Source organism: Chitinophaga horti (assembly GCF_022867795.2).
Taxonomy (GTDB): Bacteria; Bacteroidota; Bacteroidia; order Chitinophagales; family Chitinophagaceae; genus Chitinophaga; species Chitinophaga horti.
Map to the genome: position 1 here is coordinate 5801337 of NZ_CP107006.1, position 18382 is coordinate 5819718.

General features: G+C 47.1%; 15 protein-coding genes. 9 read left to right on the top strand and 6 right to left on the bottom strand.

The features are described from left to right. Positions 1-6 precede the first annotated feature (6 nt). From MKQ68_RS23565 to MKQ68_RS23580, 4 genes are all read left to right on the top strand, one after another. Positions 7-2370: an efflux RND transporter permease subunit gene (locus MKQ68_RS23565; protein ID WP_264281202.1), complete on the top strand. Its 2364-nt coding sequence runs from the start codon at positions 7-9 to the stop codon at positions 2368-2370. 277 nt (positions 2371-2647) lie between these two features. Then, on the top strand, positions 2648-3325 hold the full coding sequence (locus MKQ68_RS23570) for an IS1595 family transposase (protein ID WP_264281203.1): 678 nt from the start codon (positions 2648-2650) through the stop codon (positions 3323-3325). Positions 3326-3927: 602 nt separating this feature from the next. Beyond that, complete coding sequence (locus tag MKQ68_RS23575) at positions 3928-7146, top strand: SusC/RagA family TonB-linked outer membrane protein (protein WP_264281204.1); 3219 nt, start codon at positions 3928-3930, stop codon at positions 7144-7146. 48 nt (positions 7147-7194) lie between these two features. Then, on the top strand, positions 7195-8673 hold the full coding sequence (locus tag MKQ68_RS23580; protein ID WP_264281205.1) for a SusD/RagB family nutrient-binding outer membrane lipoprotein: 1479 nt from the start codon (positions 7195-7197) through the stop codon (positions 8671-8673). Between the two features lie 1435 nt (positions 8674-10108). On the opposite strand, the gene MKQ68_RS23585 is transcribed toward MKQ68_RS23580, so the two are convergent. The 5 genes from MKQ68_RS23585 to MKQ68_RS23605 all read right to left on the bottom strand — a co-directional run bounded on the left by MKQ68_RS23585 (position 10109) and on the right by MKQ68_RS23605 (position 13005). Further along, a complete protein-coding gene (locus tag MKQ68_RS23585; protein ID WP_264281206.1) occupies positions 10109-10588 on the bottom strand; it encodes a helix-turn-helix domain-containing protein in 480 nt (159 codons plus the stop codon). A 514-nt stretch (positions 10589-11102) separates the two neighbouring features. Beyond that, positions 11103-11480 carry a VanZ family protein gene (locus MKQ68_RS23590; RefSeq protein WP_244836760.1) on the bottom strand — a complete coding sequence of 126 codons (378 nt, stop codon included), beginning with the start codon at positions 11478-11480 and terminating at the stop codon, positions 11103-11105. A 36-nt stretch (positions 11481-11516) separates the two neighbouring features. Continuing rightward, positions 11517-11897, bottom strand: coding sequence for a glycine cleavage system protein GcvH (gcvH, locus tag MKQ68_RS23595; protein ID WP_264281207.1), 381 nt, complete (start codon positions 11895-11897; stop codon positions 11517-11519). A 94-nt stretch (positions 11898-11991) separates the two neighbouring features. Beyond that, positions 11992-12654 (bottom strand): peptidylprolyl isomerase, encoded by a 663-nt coding sequence (locus MKQ68_RS23600; protein ID WP_264281208.1) that lies wholly within the window; start codon positions 12652-12654, stop codon positions 11992-11994. An 18-nt stretch (positions 12655-12672) separates the two neighbouring features. Next, entirely contained in the window at positions 12673-13005 is a 333-nt protein-coding gene (locus MKQ68_RS23605) for a hypothetical protein (RefSeq protein ID WP_264281209.1), read from the bottom strand. 306 nt (positions 13006-13311) lie between these two features. On the opposite strand from MKQ68_RS23605, the gene MKQ68_RS23610 reads away from it, so the two are divergent. The 5 genes from MKQ68_RS23610 to rsgA are packed head-to-tail and all read left to right on the top strand — an operon-like array spanning position 13312 to position 18199. Beyond that, on the top strand, positions 13312-14313 hold the full coding sequence (locus MKQ68_RS23610) for an AAA family ATPase (protein ID WP_264281210.1): 1002 nt from the start codon (positions 13312-13314) through the stop codon (positions 14311-14313). Positions 14314-14340: 27 nt separating this feature from the next. Then, on the top strand, positions 14341-15207 hold the full coding sequence (locus MKQ68_RS23615) for a DUF58 domain-containing protein (protein WP_264281211.1): 867 nt from the start codon (positions 14341-14343) through the stop codon (positions 15205-15207). Positions 15208-15217: 10 nt separating this feature from the next. Continuing rightward, complete coding sequence (locus MKQ68_RS23620; protein ID WP_264281212.1) at positions 15218-16216, top strand: hypothetical protein; 999 nt, start codon at positions 15218-15220, stop codon at positions 16214-16216. 16 nt (positions 16217-16232) lie between these two features. Continuing rightward, positions 16233-17243 carry a vWA domain-containing protein gene (locus tag MKQ68_RS23625; protein WP_264281213.1) on the top strand — a complete coding sequence of 337 codons (1011 nt, stop codon included), beginning with the start codon at positions 16233-16235 and terminating at the stop codon, positions 17241-17243. Between the two features lie 26 nt (positions 17244-17269). Continuing rightward, positions 17270-18199, top strand: coding sequence for a ribosome small subunit-dependent GTPase A (gene rsgA / locus MKQ68_RS23630; RefSeq protein ID WP_264281214.1), 930 nt, complete (start codon positions 17270-17272; stop codon positions 18197-18199). Here the strand turns inward: rsgA and MKQ68_RS23635 are convergent. Beyond that, positions 18196-18375, bottom strand: a complete 180-nt coding sequence (locus tag MKQ68_RS23635; RefSeq protein WP_244836768.1) for a hypothetical protein — start codon at positions 18373-18375, stop codon at positions 18196-18198. The two genes, rsgA and MKQ68_RS23635, sit on opposite strands and share 4 nt — an antisense overlap. Positions 18376-18382: the final 7 nt, after the last annotated feature.

Consider the following 18382-nt stretch of genomic DNA (forward strand, 5'->3'; position numbering starts at 1 on the left):
AAACCCATGTGGCAGCGCTTAGCAGGTCTTGTATTGAAGTATAGACTAGCATTGTTGGCAATATTGATCATTAGTACCGGAATTATGGCCTGGTTTGCCGTGAAGGTACAGTTGTCTTACGATTTCACGGGCGCCGTTCCCCGGAGTAATGAAAAGTACCAGCAATACCAGGAGTTCAAAAGGAAGTTCGGGGAAGATGGTAATATGATGGTGGTATCGGTAGAAACCGACAGCCTGTTTCAGCTGGACTTTTTCCGCGACTATGTTAAACTGAACGATGAGATCCGCAAGATACCGGCGGTAGAGAACGTATTGAGCGTTCCGATCGCGGTAAACATGATCAAGAACGACAGCACCCGCAAGCTGGATGCGCGTCAGATCTTTTCGCCTATCCCCCAGGACCAGGCTACGCTGGACAGCCTGAAAGATGTATTTTTCTCACTGCCATTCTACAAAGGATTGTTGTACAGTCCGAAGGTGCCGGCCTTCCTGATGGCGGTGAATATTAATAGAGATACCCTCAATTCGAAAGCGAGGATCAATGTGGTGCAGGCTGTGCAGCGCGTTGCCGGCGACTTTGGAGAGCGTCATAAGATAGATGTGAAACTGAGCGGTCTGCCGCTCATCCGCACCATCATGGCGACAAAAGTGAAAGATGAACTGGTGATGTTCCTCGGCATTTCGCTGGTGCTGACAGCGGTGATCCTGCTGCTGTTTTTCCGTTCGATCAGTGCTGTATTGATGTCGATGATCGTAGTGATCATGGGCGTAATATGGTCGGTAGCCACGATCTACCTCTGCGGATTCAAGATCACCTTGCTTACCGGGTTGATTCCTCCATTGATCGTGGTAATCGGTATTCCCAACTGCGTATACTTCCTTAATAAATATCATACGGAATATGCCGTGCATGGCGATAAAATGTTCGCCTTAACAAGGATGGTGCAGAAGATGGGTATCGTAACCCTGTTCACCAACCTGACCGCAGCTATCGGTTTTGGTGTGTTTTATTTTACAGACAGCGCCATCCTGAAGGAGTTCGGTATTGTGGCGGGCATTAACATCATGCTCATCTTCCTGATATCGTTTATTTTCCTGCCGGCTGTGCTGAGCTACCTGCCACCCCCGAAAAGCAAACATACCAGCTACCTGGACAGCCCTATATTCAACAAGCTGCTCACGATGCTGAACACCCTGGCTTTCCGCCACCGTCCTGCCATTTACCTGATTACCGGTTTGATGGTGATTGGTGCGATACTGGGTATGATGCGCCTGAAGCCAGTTGGTTTTATAGTGGACGATATTCCTAAATCGGACAAGCTTTATAAAGACCTGAAGTATATCGAACAAAACTTCAAAGGTGTGATGCCGCTGGAGATTGTGCTCGATACCAAACGTAAGAACGGCGTGGTAAACCTTAAAACCCTGGAAGGTATTGATAAGTTTACCCGCGAAATCGCTGAGAAGCCGCAATTCGCCCGTCCGCTCAGCGTATCGGAAGGTATCAAGTTTGCTCGCCAGGCTTACTATAATGGCGATAGCACCAGCTACTCTGTTCCCAACCAGTTCGATATCGGCTTCCTGGCGCCTTACATGCGTATGAAGGCCACCAGCGATAATCCTACTGCTTTTACGAAACTGGTAACATCCTTTATGGACAGTACCCGCCAGGTAGCGCGTATCAGCGTGAACATGGCCGACGTTGGGTCGCAGGAGTTGCCCAGACTGTTGGATAGCTTGCGCCCACGTGCGGCGGAGATTTTTGACACGGCCAATTACAAAGTAACATTTACCGGTACCAGTGTGATCTTCCTCGAAGGCAGCCGTTATATTATCAACGGTTTGCTGGAGAGTATTGCGCTGGCATTCGTGCTGATCGTGTTCTGTATGCTGTATCTGTTCCGTTCCTGGAGAATGCTGATCATATCAATTGTACCTAACATCATTCCGCTGATCGTCACCGCCGGCGTAATGGGTTGGCTGGGCATCGCCATTAAGCCGTCTACCGTACTGGTATTCAGTATTGCGCTTGGGATAGCGATTGACGTTACGATCCGGTTCCTGGTGAACTTCAAGCAGGAGTTGGAGCACCACGAATCCAATATATCCGATACCGTTAGGCAGACCATCAACCATACAGGTTTAAGTATCATTTATACTTCGATGATCCTGTTTGCAGGGTTTATGATCTTCGCTTTCTCTGAATTTGGAGGAACGAAGGCCTTGGGTTGGCTGACCTCTCTCACACTGGTGATGGCCATGATCACTAACCTGACCATTTTGCCTGCTATGTTGCTGTGGATGGAGAAGGCTTTGCTGAAAAAAGCCCGCAAGAAAGAGTTGTGGAAGGCATTGGACGAGGAAGAATAACATTTTGATCAGATTATTTCGCAGGCCTATGGTGTACATCACTATAGGCCTGTTTTATTTCCACCATATATCTATTCGGGGTCTCGATAACTATAACGCCACATTTTGCCCCAAATCCCTTGTCTGGCGGAGATTTCCGTAATTCCTAAATTTTTAGTGGTAAAGTGATCTAGTGGAAATCATTCATCATATCTTTCTCACCGTTTGTAAAAAACCGTTCGGGATACACATGAAAAAATTGGAGGTTTATAATGCCATTCTCAAACCTCTTAGTCCCATGAAAAATAAGTACTTAAAGGGCGCTCACTTGTCCGAGCGGAAATTTAAGGAGATACTGAAGCTATTTTCAGAAGATCTCACTGCCACGCAGATCGCTAACATCAGTGGTGTTAGCAGGGTTACGGTTAACAGCTACCTGAAGAAGATCAGGATGCAGATCGTTAAATACTGCGAATCAGTAATGCCGGAACCAACCGGTTATCCGAAAATACAACACCGTAACGGTCATGATACAGCAGTGGCCGTGAAGAGTGAAGTAGACCGGATTGTAAAGCCGGTGATATTCGGCATTTACAAGGCTGACGATAAGGTATTCACAGAAATTTTGCCTGATGTAAGCCGATCGATGATACAAGCCATTGCCCGCGGCCGGTCTGTCCTGGAAACAGTTGTTACAGCAGACAGGATCCGCAGATTCCACGGGGTAGTGGATCTGGGCCAGTACCGTTTGTACAACCTGAACGGCAGCAGCCATACAGAACATGGTAAACAGCTGGATGACGTAGACGGCTTCTGGGGCCTGACCAAACACCGGCTGGCGAAGTTCAAAGGCTTGAACCGCAATACCGCTTACCTGCATTTGAAGGAATGCGAGTTCCGTTACAACTACCGTAACGAGGAGCTTTACCAGGTTTTATTGAACTTACTTAAAACACATCCGCTCAACTTATCTTGACCCGGGTGTAAAATGCCTTCTTTCGTTACAACATTCCTTCAGGAATTGTGGCGGAGGGTGTTAACATGTTAAAGACATACAATACCGGTGGCAATGGCAGCAACCGGATCAAACAATATTCAACTTTTTTCGATTTAGATTTTGGTTGATGACAAGCGGGCGATTTTTATTGCCTGCTTTTCTTTTTTATGAACCTTATACTTATCCGGTTTGTTATAACTGTAAAGTAACTATTTGCCCTGATTGGCTGCGAATTTAGCGCAGTGAGTTCGCTGTAGTGGTTAAAAGTCAAATAACGCAAATAGCGTCGGAAATAAGCCTCAAAATGAACATGACTGACATCGGAAAGCTTGGGAAATCAAGACCTTGATAAGAACGTACAAAAAATTAGTGTTTAAACGGCTGGTGGAAGATAAGCCACCTGATAACTTGCTAACGGTTCATTATAAACTATTTAGCGACATCTGCAATTGATTTTTTGTAGATTCTGTTAAGGCTGCGTTAAAATTATTCAGTATTTTAGAAATATAGTGGCTGTCGTATGATCCTGTATCATAACTTAGCTGTTAAATTTTCGTTAAACGTTAAACCAAACTTTGCTTATGAGGAAAAGTCTATCGGCGCTTTTCCTGTCCCTGGTGTGCATTGTCGCCAGTGAACAGGTCATTGCGCAAAACCGTACCGTTACAGGCACGGTAACATCTGCTGAAGACGGCTCGCCTATCCCCGGGGCGACCATTATTGCCAAAGGAACAAACATCGGCACTGTAACCAATGTGACCGGTGTGTTTAGTCTCAATGTTCCGCAGGGTACTACTGCGCTGCTAGTGAAATTCGTTGGTATGAAAGACCAGGAGATCGCACTCTCTGGCAATGGTCCGTATAATGTTGCGCTCGCGGCAGACGTAACAACACTGAATGAAACCGTGGTAACAGCTAACGCTATTCGTAGGGAGAAGAGCTCCCTGGGCTATTCGTCCCCTACCATAAAAACTGAAGAGCTTACAAGAGGCCGTAGCAGCAGTGCGCTGAATGGTCTTACCGGTAAGGTGGCTGGTGTTAACATCACCTCCACCGCCTCTGCGCCTGGTAGTTCCTCCCGTATCGTATTGCGTGGTGGTTCTTCCATTCTCGGTAGCAACCAGGCCCTCATCGTTGTGGATGGTGTGCCAATCGATAACTCCAGTTATATCGGTGGCGACGATAGCCGTTCGTCCGTAGACTTCGGTAACCGCGGTAACGACATCAACCCGGAAGATATCGAGTCTATGACTGTGCTGAAAGGCCCGGCTGCGGCGGCGCTGTATGGTTCCCGTGCATCCAATGGCGCGTTGATCATCACCACAAAATCTGGTAAAAGGGGTGATAACAAAAAGAACGAGGTGACCTTCAACACCACTACTACTTTCTCTAACGTCTTGAGACTGCCTGAATACCAGAATGAGTTCGGCCAGGGTGGTAGCGGTGAGCCAGATCCGATGGAGAACTGGAGCTGGGGACCGAGGTTAGACGGTACCCTGCAGCCATGGGGACAGTCCATCAATGGTGTACGCCTCGAAAAACCTTACGTTGCTGAGAAAGATAACGTGCGTAAGTTTTTTGAATTAGGAACAGCGCTGAATAACAACCTCTCGCTTTCTGGCGCTGGAGAAAAAACTACTTATTATCTCTCGATCAACACCCTCAATTCTGATGGAGTGATGCCTGACAACTACGATAAGTATGCTAAGTATGGCATCCGCTTCAACGCGGCTACGCAGCTGAGCAACAAAATCTCTTCGACCATCAACGTGAATTACAATAAAATTTCATCGAACATGGTGCAGGGTGGCCAAGGCCCCGGATCGGTTTACAATAACGTGATACAAACGCCGAGAGATATTCCTTTGCACAAGATGAGCGATCTTAATAATCCATATTACAGCTTTGGCGATGTGTTGCAGGATGCGGATGGTAATCCGCAATACGGTTACTATGGTGCGTATACCAATAACCCTTATTGGGTATTGAAAAACTATAAGAATCAGAACTATGTTGATCGTATCACCGGTAACTTCTCGCTCACCTATCAGCCTGCTAAATGGCTCACATTAGTGGAACGTTTGGGCGTTGATAACTATTCTGACAGGCGCCGGTACAAGTATCCGAAATTCAGCTTCACGCCGGCGGATGATGCTGGCAACTATCCTGAAGATCAGATACACACGGAGGTGGGTAAGTATGAGGAAACCAATTATAACCTCAATGAGATCACCCATGACTTCATGATCACGGGTAATCACCAGTTCAGCCCTGACTTCACGGCCAGCCTTATGCTAGGTAACAATATCCGCCAGAGAACATTCTCCAGCCTTACTGCTTCTACGAACCCGCAGAATGGCCTGGTAGTTCCGGGTTGGTATAACCTGGCGAACAGTAATGGACGTGTGGCAGCTTCAAATAACATTGAGACGCGCCGCCTGGTTGGCTTCTACGGTGACCTGAACCTTGCGTATAAAAACATGCTGTACCTGGGTGTATCTGCCCGTACAGACCTTTCATCTACCCTGCCGAAGGATAAATACAGTTTCTTCTATCCAGGTGTGAACGCATCGTTCGTGTTCTCTGAACTGCTGAAGAATTCAGGTGCCGGGGAAGTGATCAACTACGGTAAACTTCGCGCCAGCTGGGCCTCTGTGGGTAACGATGCAGATGCTTACATCCTGGAAACCTACTTTGGTCAGACCGACATCCTGGGTGGATTTGGTAGCACGACCTTCCCATTCGGCGACATACCCGGCTATTCGTTGAGGAACACTATCGGTAACGCGAACATCACTCCTGAAAAAACGCAGGCGTTTGAAGTGGGTACCGAATTAGGGTTCTTTAACAACCGTATTTCGGTTGACTTCTCTTACTATGAGAATCGTTCGAAAGATCAGATCATTCCCGTTCCGATCTCTCCATCATCCGGTTATTCTGCAACTATTATCAATGCAGGTGAAGTACACAACCGTGGCGTGGAGCTGACCTTACGTGGTACACCTATCAGAACAGCTGACTGGACCTGGGAAGTATACGGTACTTACACAAGAAACAGGAATGAAGTGAAATCACTGATCGAAGGTGTAGACCAGGTGGTGATCGGCGGTTTTGGTGGTATGAGTATCGTAGCTGCTGTGGGCCGCCCGTATGGTGAGTTCTACACGACCGACCTGCGCCGCGCTCCTGACGGACGTGTGGTAGTTAGTCCTTCTACAGGTATGCCGCTTCTGTCTGAGCAGTCGGTTTATCTCGGTTCTTACAATCCGAAATATCAGGCTTCGCTCGGTACTAACGTGAGCTATAAGACATTTACCTTTAATATCCTGTTTGATACAAAGCAAGGTGGTAAATTCTATTCCCGTACAAAGGACATCATGGACTTCGTAGGTACGGCGAAAGAAACCACAGTGGGTAATCGCGAAGAGCAACTGTGGCCAAATTCCGTATATGTTGACAGTGATGGGAAATATGTTGAGAATACCCAATATACCTATCTTCCGCAGGATTACTTCTCCAGCCAAATCCCGGTAGGCCGCCACGTATTGGATGCATCCTATATCAAGTTGCGCGAAGTGAGCCTTACCTACAAGCTGCCTAAGCAATTGCTGGCCCGTACGTTTATGGGCGAAGCGTCCATTGGCGTGTTTGGTAACAACCTCTGGATTAAAACAGCCAGCGAAAACCAGTATGTCGATCCGGAAATCAACTCTGGTGGCGCAGGTAACGAACAAGGCCTGGACTTCACGGCCCAGCCTTCACTGCGCAACTTTGGTTTCAACCTGAGAGTAGCGTTCTAGCATGAATCCCAAGGCTCAACACAAGAGTTAACTTAAAAAAGTAAAAGAATGAAAGTACTAAGTATAAAAAACATCCTTCTGGGCCTGGCAGTAACGGCTGTAGCGTTACCCGGCTGTAAAAAATTCCTGGATGTAAACGATAACCCGAATGATTTGAAAAATGCGGATATTTCGTTAGTGCTGCCATCGGCAGAGGCTGCGATTGCGCATGTGGTAGGTAATAATTTTCAGGTTTATGGAGGCATTTGGGCACAATACTGGACACAGTTCTGGTTATCGTCCCAATATAAAACCATCGATCAGTATCAGCCTGTAGCCAGCGATTTTGACCGCGGCTGGGGCATATTGTACAATGATGCGCTGACCGACCTCAATTATATAATCAGTCAGCCTGCGACTGCAAAGAATAATCAGTATCGTGCCATTGCATTTATATTGAGAGCTTACACCTTCCAGTTGCTGACCGATGCTTTTGGGGATATTCCTTTAAAAGACGCCACTAAAGGTCAAAGCGGTAATCTTAGTCCGGCTTATGATCCACAGCAGGAGGTATACGATTCTATTTTCACTTACATCGACCAGGGTATTGCCATACTGGATGCGGATAGTGATTTTCCTCCCGGTGCTGCTGACCTGATTTTTGGTGATAGCGATGATCAGATGGGTGATTGGCTGCGATTTGCAAATACCCTGAAGCTGCGCGCTTACCTGCGTATTTCATTGAAAGATGAGGGTAAAGCTACTGCAGGTATTAACGCTTTGTATGCAACTACTCCTGAGTTCCTGGAGGAAGATGCGCAGATCGAGTATACAGCTTCCGGCGGTAACCAGAACCCTTTGTTCTCTGAAATCCTCGGTTTAGGCAGAACCCAAAACCTGTATGCGAGTGCAACTTCTGTTGATACGCTGCAGAAAAGCAATGACCCACGTAGGAGAGTGTTTTACCGCAACGTAACGGGATTTGACACCATTGTAGGTATTCCGCAGGGTAGCTATGACAACACGCCTTCAGATGACATTACCGATGGTTTACGTTCTTCTGCGTCGTTCCGTGTAGGTGCGAGGGGCGGTGATGATAATTCAGCGCTGGCGCCTGTGAAGCTGATTTCTGCGGCGGAAAGTTATTTCCTGCAGGCAGAAGTATATACTAGAGGCTTTAGGGCCGGTAATGCGCAGACGATGTTTACAGAAGGTATCAGGGCCAGTTTTGCATCATACGATGTAGCAGGTGTGGATGAGTATATTGCTACATCGCCGTCTGCGGCATGGCCTGCGGGCGAAGATGCACAGTGGCAGGCAATCATGTTCCAGAAGTGGGTAGCGATGAATGGCAGCCAGGGCTTTGAGGCATGGACGGAGTGGCGCAGGACGGGTTATCCGAACTTGTTACAGCAGTCACAGGCCTCTGTGCTTGCCGCTGGATTAATGCCGCAACGGTTCCTTTATCCAAGTACAGAGCTTACCCGTAACCTCAATTTCCCCGGCCAGACGTTGGTGGAGGACAAGGTTTGGTGGGATGCTAACTAAGCAGAAAATGTTTGTATGATAGAGAAAGAGGCTGCCTGTTCCGGGCAGCCTCTTCGTTTTTGGGCGGGCAAATAATTGCCTGCCGTTTTTTACCACGTGAAAAATATGGTTGGTTATATCTGGCTATTGTGGACGGAGTCAAATATGTTTGGCAACAAGGGAATAGTAAGCCGGCAAAGAATTGCCAGCCGTCGTTTTTTTGTTGTAAACCCTATGTATAAACAGTAAAAACATAGGGTTCCGTGTTGCTATGTAATATCTTCAGTTGGTCATCAGTTATGGTTTTCTACTGTGGACAACGACCTCCTGACCGATCAATTTGCTCATCGAAAACATCGCGTACATCTTCTTGCCTGCCATTTATTCGTTCGGGTGACCCCGTTGTCGAAGCTCCCGAAAGGCTTTGCATACGATCTCCTGTTCGATGAATTAGCTCATCGAAACACACCTCGTACATCTCCTTGTCGCAATTCATTCGTTCGGGTGACCCGTCATCAAGGCTGCATCAGTCGCTTGCATACGATCTCATGTCCGATGGAGTCATCTCATCGAAAATAACTTGGCACACGTCTTCTCGCCTGGCACTTAATTCGTTCAGCTCCCCCTCCTCAAAACTGCATCACTTAGTTCGCATACAATCTCCTGTCCGATGAATGATCTCATCGAAAGTAACGTCTCATACATTCCCTCTCGTTCGGCTAACTTGTCCTCAAAACCACATCATTTACTGCGCATATAATCCCCTGCTCGATGGATGATCCCATCGAAAGCGGTTGTGCGGCCTCTCGCAATTAAGCATACAATGCGCATCAACGACATTATATATCGTAGTGAAGTGACTTTCGTTGGCTAACACACAATTTCTATCACTTCAAGCAAGAGCCGCTTGTTTGCTAATGTACCGCGAGCCGCCAGGCATGGGACGCTTGACCCGCCGGGGTAGTATCCATGGGCAGGCTCGCAGTTCACTAGCAGTATTTATAATGTGATAAGTTGTTCTAAATTTCTATTGTCAAAAAGCAAATCGAATGGCCAATTTCGTGTATTCGTTACCTGTATCCCGTATTTCTTGTCAGGTCGTAGTATGTTAAGTCTAATGCAAGATCACCTTCTCTCAAGGAGCTCTGCATGTAAAATTCATTTCATAAGATTTGGTTTAAAATAACAATAATAGGGTTTCCAGCAGCCTGCCGAAGTATATACTATGCCTACCGCTAACCCATGCTGCCACATGGTTTTAACCTTTTTTCGACAGACTTTTCGGAATATAACAAATGCTGTTCCCCGGCAGACGGGAAATGTTATTTGTGGGCACAATTGGTTTGTCCTGAGTGGAATTACCGGCTAACAATTGTGGTCAACAATTCTATTGCATGGCATTTGCCAACCAGCGAAGCGCCGGTTATGTCTTATTGCTATTGGAGAGTACTAAAATCTATTTACGTCCCTGTAGGATCGTTACTAACTCTTGTTGCTTCGCATAAATCTTATGCAGCAACTTATTGTGTTCTGCCATCGCCTCGGCCAGACGACTATTAGCCTCCCGCATATTACTTAATAGTGCGATCAGCATCTTTTTGTCCTGCGTGCCTTGCTCTATAATGGCAATTATACACGACGTATAAAACTCATCAACCTGGCCAGGAACTTCTTCACGTTGCTGCCCCGGATTGATATGATATGGCTTGTTCAGATCATAATTAATGATCTCGGCAAAGTCGATTCCCAAAACTTCTGCTATCGACATCAAACGCTCTACAGACAAACCTTTCACGGTGCCACGCTCTATGTTTCCATACGCGGTAGTACCAAGATTGAGGCGGCTGGCCATGTAATCCTGCGTAATGTTTTTTAACTCTCTCAACTTTTTAATCTTCGCGCCAAGCCGCATTTGCTTAAGAACCTTGTTCTCCATTTTTGGTACGATTTAAAAGTAGAGTATTATTTAATCCCGGAAAAAAGGAAAATCGCAATAGCGATATGTTGTCACGATCTGTTGAAGTCAGGTTCATAAGTACTGACATTTTCGAGGTGTATAGATGTGATAAAGGATATAGTTTTTCTACAGGTAAAGGTCTCGCATATTTAACATGACTACGTAACTGAAATAGAAATTGGGTAACACAAAGATAACAACATGTTCACAATAAATGCAGGTTAGAACGATAATCTGAGAATCAGTGTGCGGTTTTCAATGGAAAAGATGCGGCTATAATGAGCTAATGCGTTGGTCAGCAGTCATATCTATTAAGTATTGGGTTTAGAAAAAAAACTGTTCGGTATAATGATAACATACTTTTATGTATACACGCAAATAACCGCCCGCAGTACCTGCATCTTACTCGTTACTAATTATTTATTGAAGACTTAGCCGTTACAGTTAGGTGGAGAGAAGGTATGTTTATATACGATCAGGGGATTAATCGTTATCAGAGATATCGCTTTTGCACAAACTTGAAAACGAAGATTGCCGCAAAGGCGCCTGCAGCATCGGCCAGCACATCCCACATATCGAAACTGCGGCCAACTACAAGGTACTTTTGCATATACTCGATCGCCAGTCCATAACCGGATGCAATGAGCGCAATAAGAATGAGCATCGCATTGCTGATATGCCCTTTTTGCCTGTAGTAGCCCATACTGAGCCATACTACTATACCACCAAATAAAGCGAAATGTACGATTTTGTCAACGTGAAGATCGTCGAACAGCGAAGCTTTGGGAATGTCTTCGCCGGGGAGTGCACATAAAACGAGAATGAGGCCAATCCAAACAACTGCGGGTAAATAATATCGGATAGTCCTCATTCTCTCTGTGTATTAGTTAAATCTTGTGTGTCTTAATTATTCGCCAACGAGCTCTTTGTAAGCATCAGCGCTCAACAAAGCTTCTACATCAGCAGGGTTGCTAACGGTCACTTTCACCATCCAGCCTTCACCATATGGATCGCTGTTAACCAGTTCGGGCGAGCCATCCAGTGCAGGGTTAACCTCATTAACCGTGCCAGCTACCGGCAAAAACAGGTCGGATACGGTTTTTACCGCTTCTACAGTACCGAAAACTTCTTCAGCACCAAGGGTCTTGCCAACGTTCGGAATGTCTACGAACACGATGTCGCCCAACTCGCGTTGCGCAAACTCAGTAATGCCAATTGTTGCAATATTCCCCTCAAGCAGTACCCACTCATGGTCTTTGGTGTAGCGGAGATTAGATGGAAAGTTCATGATTTTTGATTTTGAGCCGTAAAATTAAAGATTACATATAGAAAAATAAAACTTCTCTTATTGCATGGGTCAAATATGAAAAAGATTCATATCATCAGAACAGCAGCAGTTTCTTCACCACTCTTATTTTCATGGGAACGTCGGTCACCGGGCGATTACGTTGATCTGTCTTAACGGCCGCGATTTTGTCAATCACTTCCATGCCTTTGATCACTTCTCCAAACACGGTATAACTTTGATCGAGATGTGGTGTGCCGCCGATCTTTTTATACACGGCGCGCTGATCTACCGGGATCTTGCGGCCTCCAAGGCGATTCTTCTCCACCTTGTCAAGTTCCTCGTCGGTGAACTTTTTGCCCTGAACAATGTAAAACTGGCAACCGTCGGATGCTTTAGCCGGATTGTCGTCCCTTGCTGCAGCCAACACGCCTTTCTTATGAAACAGGTCGAGCTGAAACTCTGCGGGCACTGTATAACCTACGCTGCCATTCCCCAATTCCTCACCAGCCTTTGCCCTGCGCGAATCCGGATCGCCCCCCTGTATCATAAAATCTTTGATCACACGGTGAAACAACAGGCTGTCGTAAAAATGTTTCCTGGTAAGCTTCAGGAAGTTGTTCCGGTGTTTGGGTGTTTGATCGTACAGTTTAATGATCATGGTGCCATAGGGTGTGATCACTTTTACTTTACGGTTCTTTTCGGCCATGGCGGGCTGTAAGGCCAGGCAAAAACATAATGCGAGCAAAAGGGTGCGCATGGAAAGGGTTGGTTTTGGTTAGTATTCGAAATAAGTAAGTACGTGTTCCTTAATAAAGTGCTCCTGCTCTGTCAACTCCATTTTGGGAACGGGATGCTTCTCCGCAAAGTGCGGCCAGCCGTCTTTGTCAACTCCCGCAAACTCAAAATACCCGCTTTGCGATAACAAGGTGCACATCGCAATATGCATCAGATCCTGCTTTTGTTCCTTTGTAAATTTCTTTTTGGAATAGTTGCCCAGTTCCTGCACGCCAATCAAAAACAGAATCGCCTCCATATTGGGTGTTTTTCCGAATCGTTCTGCCAGCATGGTTTCCAGCTGTTTCCATCTATATTCAAAATCTTCCTGCATGTTAGTTATTATTTAGGTGGATGGGATGCCCGGCGTACATTACTGCCCGTTAGGCGTCGCCCGGCCGCTATCCCGCTGCCGACGGCAAATGTACGGTTAAACTTGCGCCGCCAGAAAGTCCCGGTTTGAAAAATATTGTGCAATATCGATCCGCTTTATTAAATTGAAATTTTTTATAAACCATATCCTGCCATCAGGGAAAGCCGTTCATATATCATTTAACAGCATTTTAACGGCCACATCCCGCCATGGTAGGAGGTTTTGAAAAGAGAATGTTTATTTTAGCAACCTCGAAATGTAAAAATAATGGAAAATACATCGTACGATATCCGCCAGTTAAATGAAAAGATTCACCAGGCCAGCTCGTTTGTTGATTTGCTGCAAATGGAACTGGGCAAGGCGATCGTTGGACAAAAATACATGGTTGAAAGGCTGCTGATCGGTCTGCTCGCCCAGGGTCACGTATTGCTCGAAGGCGTACCCGGTCTGGCTAAAACGTTGTCGATCAAATCGCTGTCACAAGCCATTAACGCTAAATTCAGCCGTATCCAGTTCACCCCCGACCTGTTGCCGGCCGACGTAGTAGGTACGATGATCTATAACCAGCAGAAGAACGAATTTGTTGTACGTCGCGGTCCCATCTTTGCCAACTTTATCCTGGCAGATGAGATTAACCGTGCCCCGGCAAAAGTACAGAGCGCCCTGCTCGAAGCGATGCAGGAACGCCAGATCACGATCGGTGATACTACTTTCAAACTGGATGAGCCTTTCCTGGTACTGGCTACGCAAAACCCGATTGAGCAGGAAGGTACTTACACGCTGCCGGAAGCGCAGGTAGACCGTTTCATGCTGAAGGTGGTGATCGGCTATCCTACGAAAGAGGAAGAACGCCTGATCATCCGGCAGAACCTGAACCCGGAAGGCATGCAGAAGATATCGCCGATCATCGATCCGCAGGATATTCTCAATGCGCGTAAATTGGTGCGTGAAGTGTACATGGACGAGAAGATTGAACGTTATATCCTGGATGTGGTGTTCGCCACCCGTAACCCGGAAGACTATAAACTACAGAAGCTGAAGCCACTTATCGCTTATGGTGGTTCGCCCCGTGCGAGCATCAACCTGGCGCTGGCTTCCAAAGCATATGCGTTTATGAAACGCCGCGGTTATGTAATTCCGGAAGACGTTCGTAACGTATGTTTCGATGTAATGCGCCACCGCGTGGGCCTAACGTACGAAGCAGAAGCAGAGAACGTAACAAGCGAAAACATCCTCAGCGAAATCCTGAACGCGGTAGAAGTACCATAGTCTGAATAACCCATAAAGCTACCAGCCATGGACACCTCAGAAATTTTAAAGAAGGTACGACAGATAGAAATTAAGACGAAGGGCCTGACGAACCACATCTTCGCCGGCGAGTACCATAGTGCCTTCAAAGGCCGCGGTATGTCGTTCAGCGAGGTGCGCGACTATACTGTTGGCGACGACGTAAGGGCGATCGACTGGAACGTGACCGCACGCTTTAATCACCCGTTCATTAAGGTGTTTGAGGAAGAGCGCGAACTTACGGTGATGCTGATGGTCGACGTGAGCGAAAGCGGCGCGTTCGGCACGGTGAAGCAGACAAAACGCAGCCTGGTAACAGAGTTGTGCGCAGTACTCGCCTTTTCTGCCATTAAAAATAATGATAAGGTAGGGGTGATCTTTTTTAGTGATGGAATGGAAAAATACATCCCGCCTAAAAAAGGTAAATCGCATATTCTCTTTATCATCCGCGAACTGTTGTCGTTCGAACCGAAACGTAAAGGCACTAACATTGCCGAAACGTTGCGGTTTTTTAATAACGTTGCGAAGAAGCGTACGATCGCGTTCCTGATGAGCGACTTCCTGGCGGCTAATTACCAGGATGCGTTGAACATCGCCGCCAAACGGCATGATATGATCGGGATACAGGTATTTGATCCGCGTGATAAAGAGTTGCCAAACGTAGGACTGGTGCAGATGAAGGACGGGGAAACAGGGCTTACGCAGTGGGTAGATTCCGGCGATAAACGGGTGCGTGATTATTATACCAACCAGTTCGTGCAACATTCTCAATATTGTAAAACATCTTTTGTTAAAAGCGGGGCAGAGCTTGTCACGATTCGTACCAACGAAGATTATGTGAAGGCGCTGCAAACGTTTTTCCTGAACAGGGCATAGCACAAAGCAAATGCAAAAACAGATCAGAGCGATTAAACAAGTATTTTTTATTTGGATGATGTGGATGCTGGCCTCACCGCTGGCAGCCTCCGCCCAGGATTACCTGGAAGTAAAGGCCGTGCCCGACACCACGCAAATCCGCATCGGCGAACAGTTTAAACTGCATTTGTCCGCACGCGTGCAACTAGCTGCCAGCCCGGGTGTACACTTCAAGATTGTTTTTCCGCATGTGCCTGATTCGTTCGCTCACTTTGAGTTGGTGGAGCGTTCGGAGATCGATACTACGGGCAGTAATAACCTGGAAAAAATATTTCGTCAAACCGTTACGCTAACCAGCTTCGATAGCGGCCGTTGGCAAGTGCCGCCGATGAAGTTCGAAGTGTTTTCGGCGACAGATGGCTCCTACGATTCGGTGTTTTCGAAGCCTATCGATATTGATGTAAATACCGTAGCGGTAGATACGACTAAAGCTTTTAAACCGATAAAGCCACTTCGTACCGTAAAATGGTTGTGGACGGATTATATCCTGTACATCGCCGCCGGCGTATTGTTACTGGTGGTAATCGGTTTGCTGATATGGTTCAGCAGGCAAAAACGGGTGCCGAAGTTTGTGGCACCTCCGCCCACAGAAACGCCTTACGAAGCCGCCATCCGCCAACTGCAGCAGATGAAGACTGAGCAGGCCTGGAACAACGGCGACATTAAATTATTCTACACACAACTTACGGATATATTAAGGGTGTACATCGAAAAGCAGTTCCGTATTGCTGCGTTGGAACAAACGAGCGCGGAGCTGTTGCAGAACATTAAACCCATTACCATCCTGAACCAGCAGCGCGATAAACTAAGCGCTATTCTTACCCTGGCCGATCTTGCGAAGTTCGCGAAACTGCAGCCGGCGCCACAGGAGCATGAGCAGTGCGTACAAAGCGCCATCGAGTTTGTTGAATGGAGCAAACCGAAAAAGGAAGAGGTAAAGGAAGAAGGTAAAATTAATCCGAAAGCATAAGTAAAGTATAGACAAGATGAACCTGGATACCTGGAAAACTATACAATTCGCGCAGCCTGAATTTTTCTGGTTGCTGTTACTGATCCCGGTCATGATCTGGTGGTTTTTGTCGCGCCGCAGAACGCATCAGGCCGCTATGAATGTATCGTCGCTGCAGGGTTTGAAAGGATTGCCCGTATCCTGGAAAGTACGCTTACGGCCGTTGCTGTTCGTGTTGCGTATGATCGCTTTCGCTGCATTGGTAACCGCCCTTGCCCGTCCGCAAACATCTAATACATCCGAAAACATCAATAGCGAAGGTATCGATATCGTCATGAGTATCGATATATCAGGCAGTATGCTTGCCGAAGACCTGAAGCCCAACCGTATGGAAGCGGCGAAAAAGGTAGCACAGAACTTTATCGACAGTCGTATCAGCGATCGTATCGGGCTGGTTATTTTTTCAGGAGAAAGTTTTACCCAATGCCCGATCACAACCGACCACGCGGTGCTTAAAACACAGCTCTCGCAGATACGTAGCGGTATGCTGGCCGATGGTACTGCTATCGGTATGGGTTTGGCCACTGCGGTCGATCGCCTGCGCAGCAGCAAAGCAAAGAGTAAGATCATCATCCTTTTGACAGATGGTGTAAACAATATCGGCGCAGTGGACCCATTAACGGCGCTGGAGATTGCCAAGGCATTCAAAGTGCGGGTGTACACTATCGGCGTAGGTACTTACGGCAAAGCGCCGTCGCCCGCCACTATGCCCGATGGCAGCCTCGTCATGCAAATGCAGGACGTGCAGATCGATGAGCCGCTGATGAAACAGATTGCTAAGGAAACCGGTGGCCAGTACTTCCGCGCTACTGATAACCGCTCGCTCGAAAACATTTACCAGGAGATCGATAAACTCGAACGTACGAAGGTAGAAATCACATCGTATAAACGTTTCGCCGAACACTTCTTTCCGCTGGCAATACTGGCGCTGGCGTGTATACTGCTGGAGACTGTACTCCGTTACACCATCTTCCGCAGGCTGCCGTAACGAAAATCCGCTTAACTTTACGGCAAATGCAGGCACTCATATACAAATCGACCGGTAGCTGGTACGTGGCTAAAACCGCAGAGGGCGAAACCTTACAGGCCCGCATGAAGGGCGTTTTCAAAATTGATGAAGATATTACTTCCACCAATCCCATCGCTGTGGGTGATGAGGTAACGCTTGCCAGGGAAGATGGAGAAGCCGGTAACGCCATGATCACCGGTATCGCCGCGCGCCGCAACTACATCGTAAGAAGTTCCCCCCACGGAAAACATAAGAAGCACATTATTGCCGCCAACCTCGACCAGGCCGTATTGGTTTGTACGGTAAAGGAGCCGCGCACCTCGCAGGGCTTTATCGACCGCTTTCTCGTAACCGCCGCAGCTTATCACATTCCGGCCGTATTGGTCTTTAATAAGAAAGATGTGTACCGTGCAAAAGAAATGGAGAAGTTCGAGCATTGGAAGGCCGTGTACGAAAGCATCGGTTATAAAGTGATGCTCGTATCTGCCGAGAAGAAAGACGGTATTGATGAATTAAAAGCATTGATGCAGGATAAAACGACCTTGATGTCTGGCCACTCCGGCGTGGGTAAATCCTCCCTTATCAATGAAATTATGCCCGGCAAGGAGTTGAAGACGAAGGCCGTGAGCAACTGGAGTGGAAAGGGGCTACACACTACCACTTTTGCCGAGATGTTCGATCTGCCTTTCGGTGGTCGCCTGATCGATACGCCGGGCGTGCGTGAGTTCGGCATTGTGGATATGGAAAAAACAGAGCTTTCCCATTACTTTTTAGAGATGCAACCCTACCTGACGCAATGCCAGTTCAATAACTGTTTACATCTGAATGAGCCGGGCTGTGCGGTGCAGCAGGCGGTTAACGACGGAGACATAGATGTAGACCGCTTCGTCAGTTATGCGTCCATCCTGGAAACGATAGAAGAAAAGCAGTATTAATACCTGTTCTTTCGTTTGAACAACCCTTTCTTCGGTGGCTTGCTCATATCGTCCAGCACTTTTTCGGCACCCATATTACGTTTGGGAGTAGGACAGCCGGTTTTGGTAGAACGACACGCTGCGGCCGCTACCATGATAGCCAACATCACCACAATATGCCGTATCCGGATTTTCATAGTCAAG

Bases quoted from the DNA above. Each gene is read 5' to 3' on its own strand.
- MKQ68_RS23565 (WP_264281202.1), top strand. From the start codon at position 7: ATGTGGCAGCGCTTAGCAGGTCTTGTATTGAAGTATAGACTAGCATTG.
- MKQ68_RS23570 (WP_264281203.1), top strand. From the start codon at position 2,648: ATGAAAAATAAGTACTTAAAGGGCGCTCACTTGTCCGAGCGGAAATTT.
- MKQ68_RS23575 (WP_264281204.1), top strand. From the start codon at position 3,928: ATGAGGAAAAGTCTATCGGCGCTTTTCCTGTCCCTGGTGTGCATTGTC.
- MKQ68_RS23580 (WP_264281205.1), top strand. From the start codon at position 7,195: ATGAAAGTACTAAGTATAAAAAACATCCTTCTGGGCCTGGCAGTAACG.
- MKQ68_RS23585 (WP_264281206.1), bottom strand. From the start codon at position 10,588: ATGGAGAACAAGGTTCTTAAGCAAATGCGGCTTGGCGCGAAGATTAAA.
- MKQ68_RS23590 (WP_244836760.1), bottom strand. From the start codon at position 11,480: ATGAGGACTATCCGATATTATTTACCCGCAGTTGTTTGGATTGGCCTC.
- gcvH (WP_264281207.1), bottom strand. From the start codon at position 11,897: ATGAACTTTCCATCTAATCTCCGCTACACCAAAGACCATGAGTGGGTA.
- MKQ68_RS23600 (WP_264281208.1), bottom strand. From the start codon at position 12,654: ATGCGCACCCTTTTGCTCGCATTATGTTTTTGCCTGGCCTTACAGCCC.
- MKQ68_RS23605 (WP_264281209.1), bottom strand. From the start codon at position 13,005: ATGCAGGAAGATTTTGAATATAGATGGAAACAGCTGGAAACCATGCTG.
- MKQ68_RS23610 (WP_264281210.1), top strand. From the start codon at position 13,312: ATGGAAAATACATCGTACGATATCCGCCAGTTAAATGAAAAGATTCAC.
- MKQ68_RS23615 (WP_264281211.1), top strand. From the start codon at position 14,341: ATGGACACCTCAGAAATTTTAAAGAAGGTACGACAGATAGAAATTAAG.
- MKQ68_RS23620 (WP_264281212.1), top strand. From the start codon at position 15,218: ATGCAAAAACAGATCAGAGCGATTAAACAAGTATTTTTTATTTGGATG.
- MKQ68_RS23625 (WP_264281213.1), top strand. From the start codon at position 16,233: ATGAACCTGGATACCTGGAAAACTATACAATTCGCGCAGCCTGAATTT.
- rsgA (WP_264281214.1), top strand. From the start codon at position 17,270: ATGCAGGCACTCATATACAAATCGACCGGTAGCTGGTACGTGGCTAAA.
- MKQ68_RS23635 (WP_244836768.1), bottom strand. From the start codon at position 18,375: ATGAAAATCCGGATACGGCATATTGTGGTGATGTTGGCTATCATGGTA.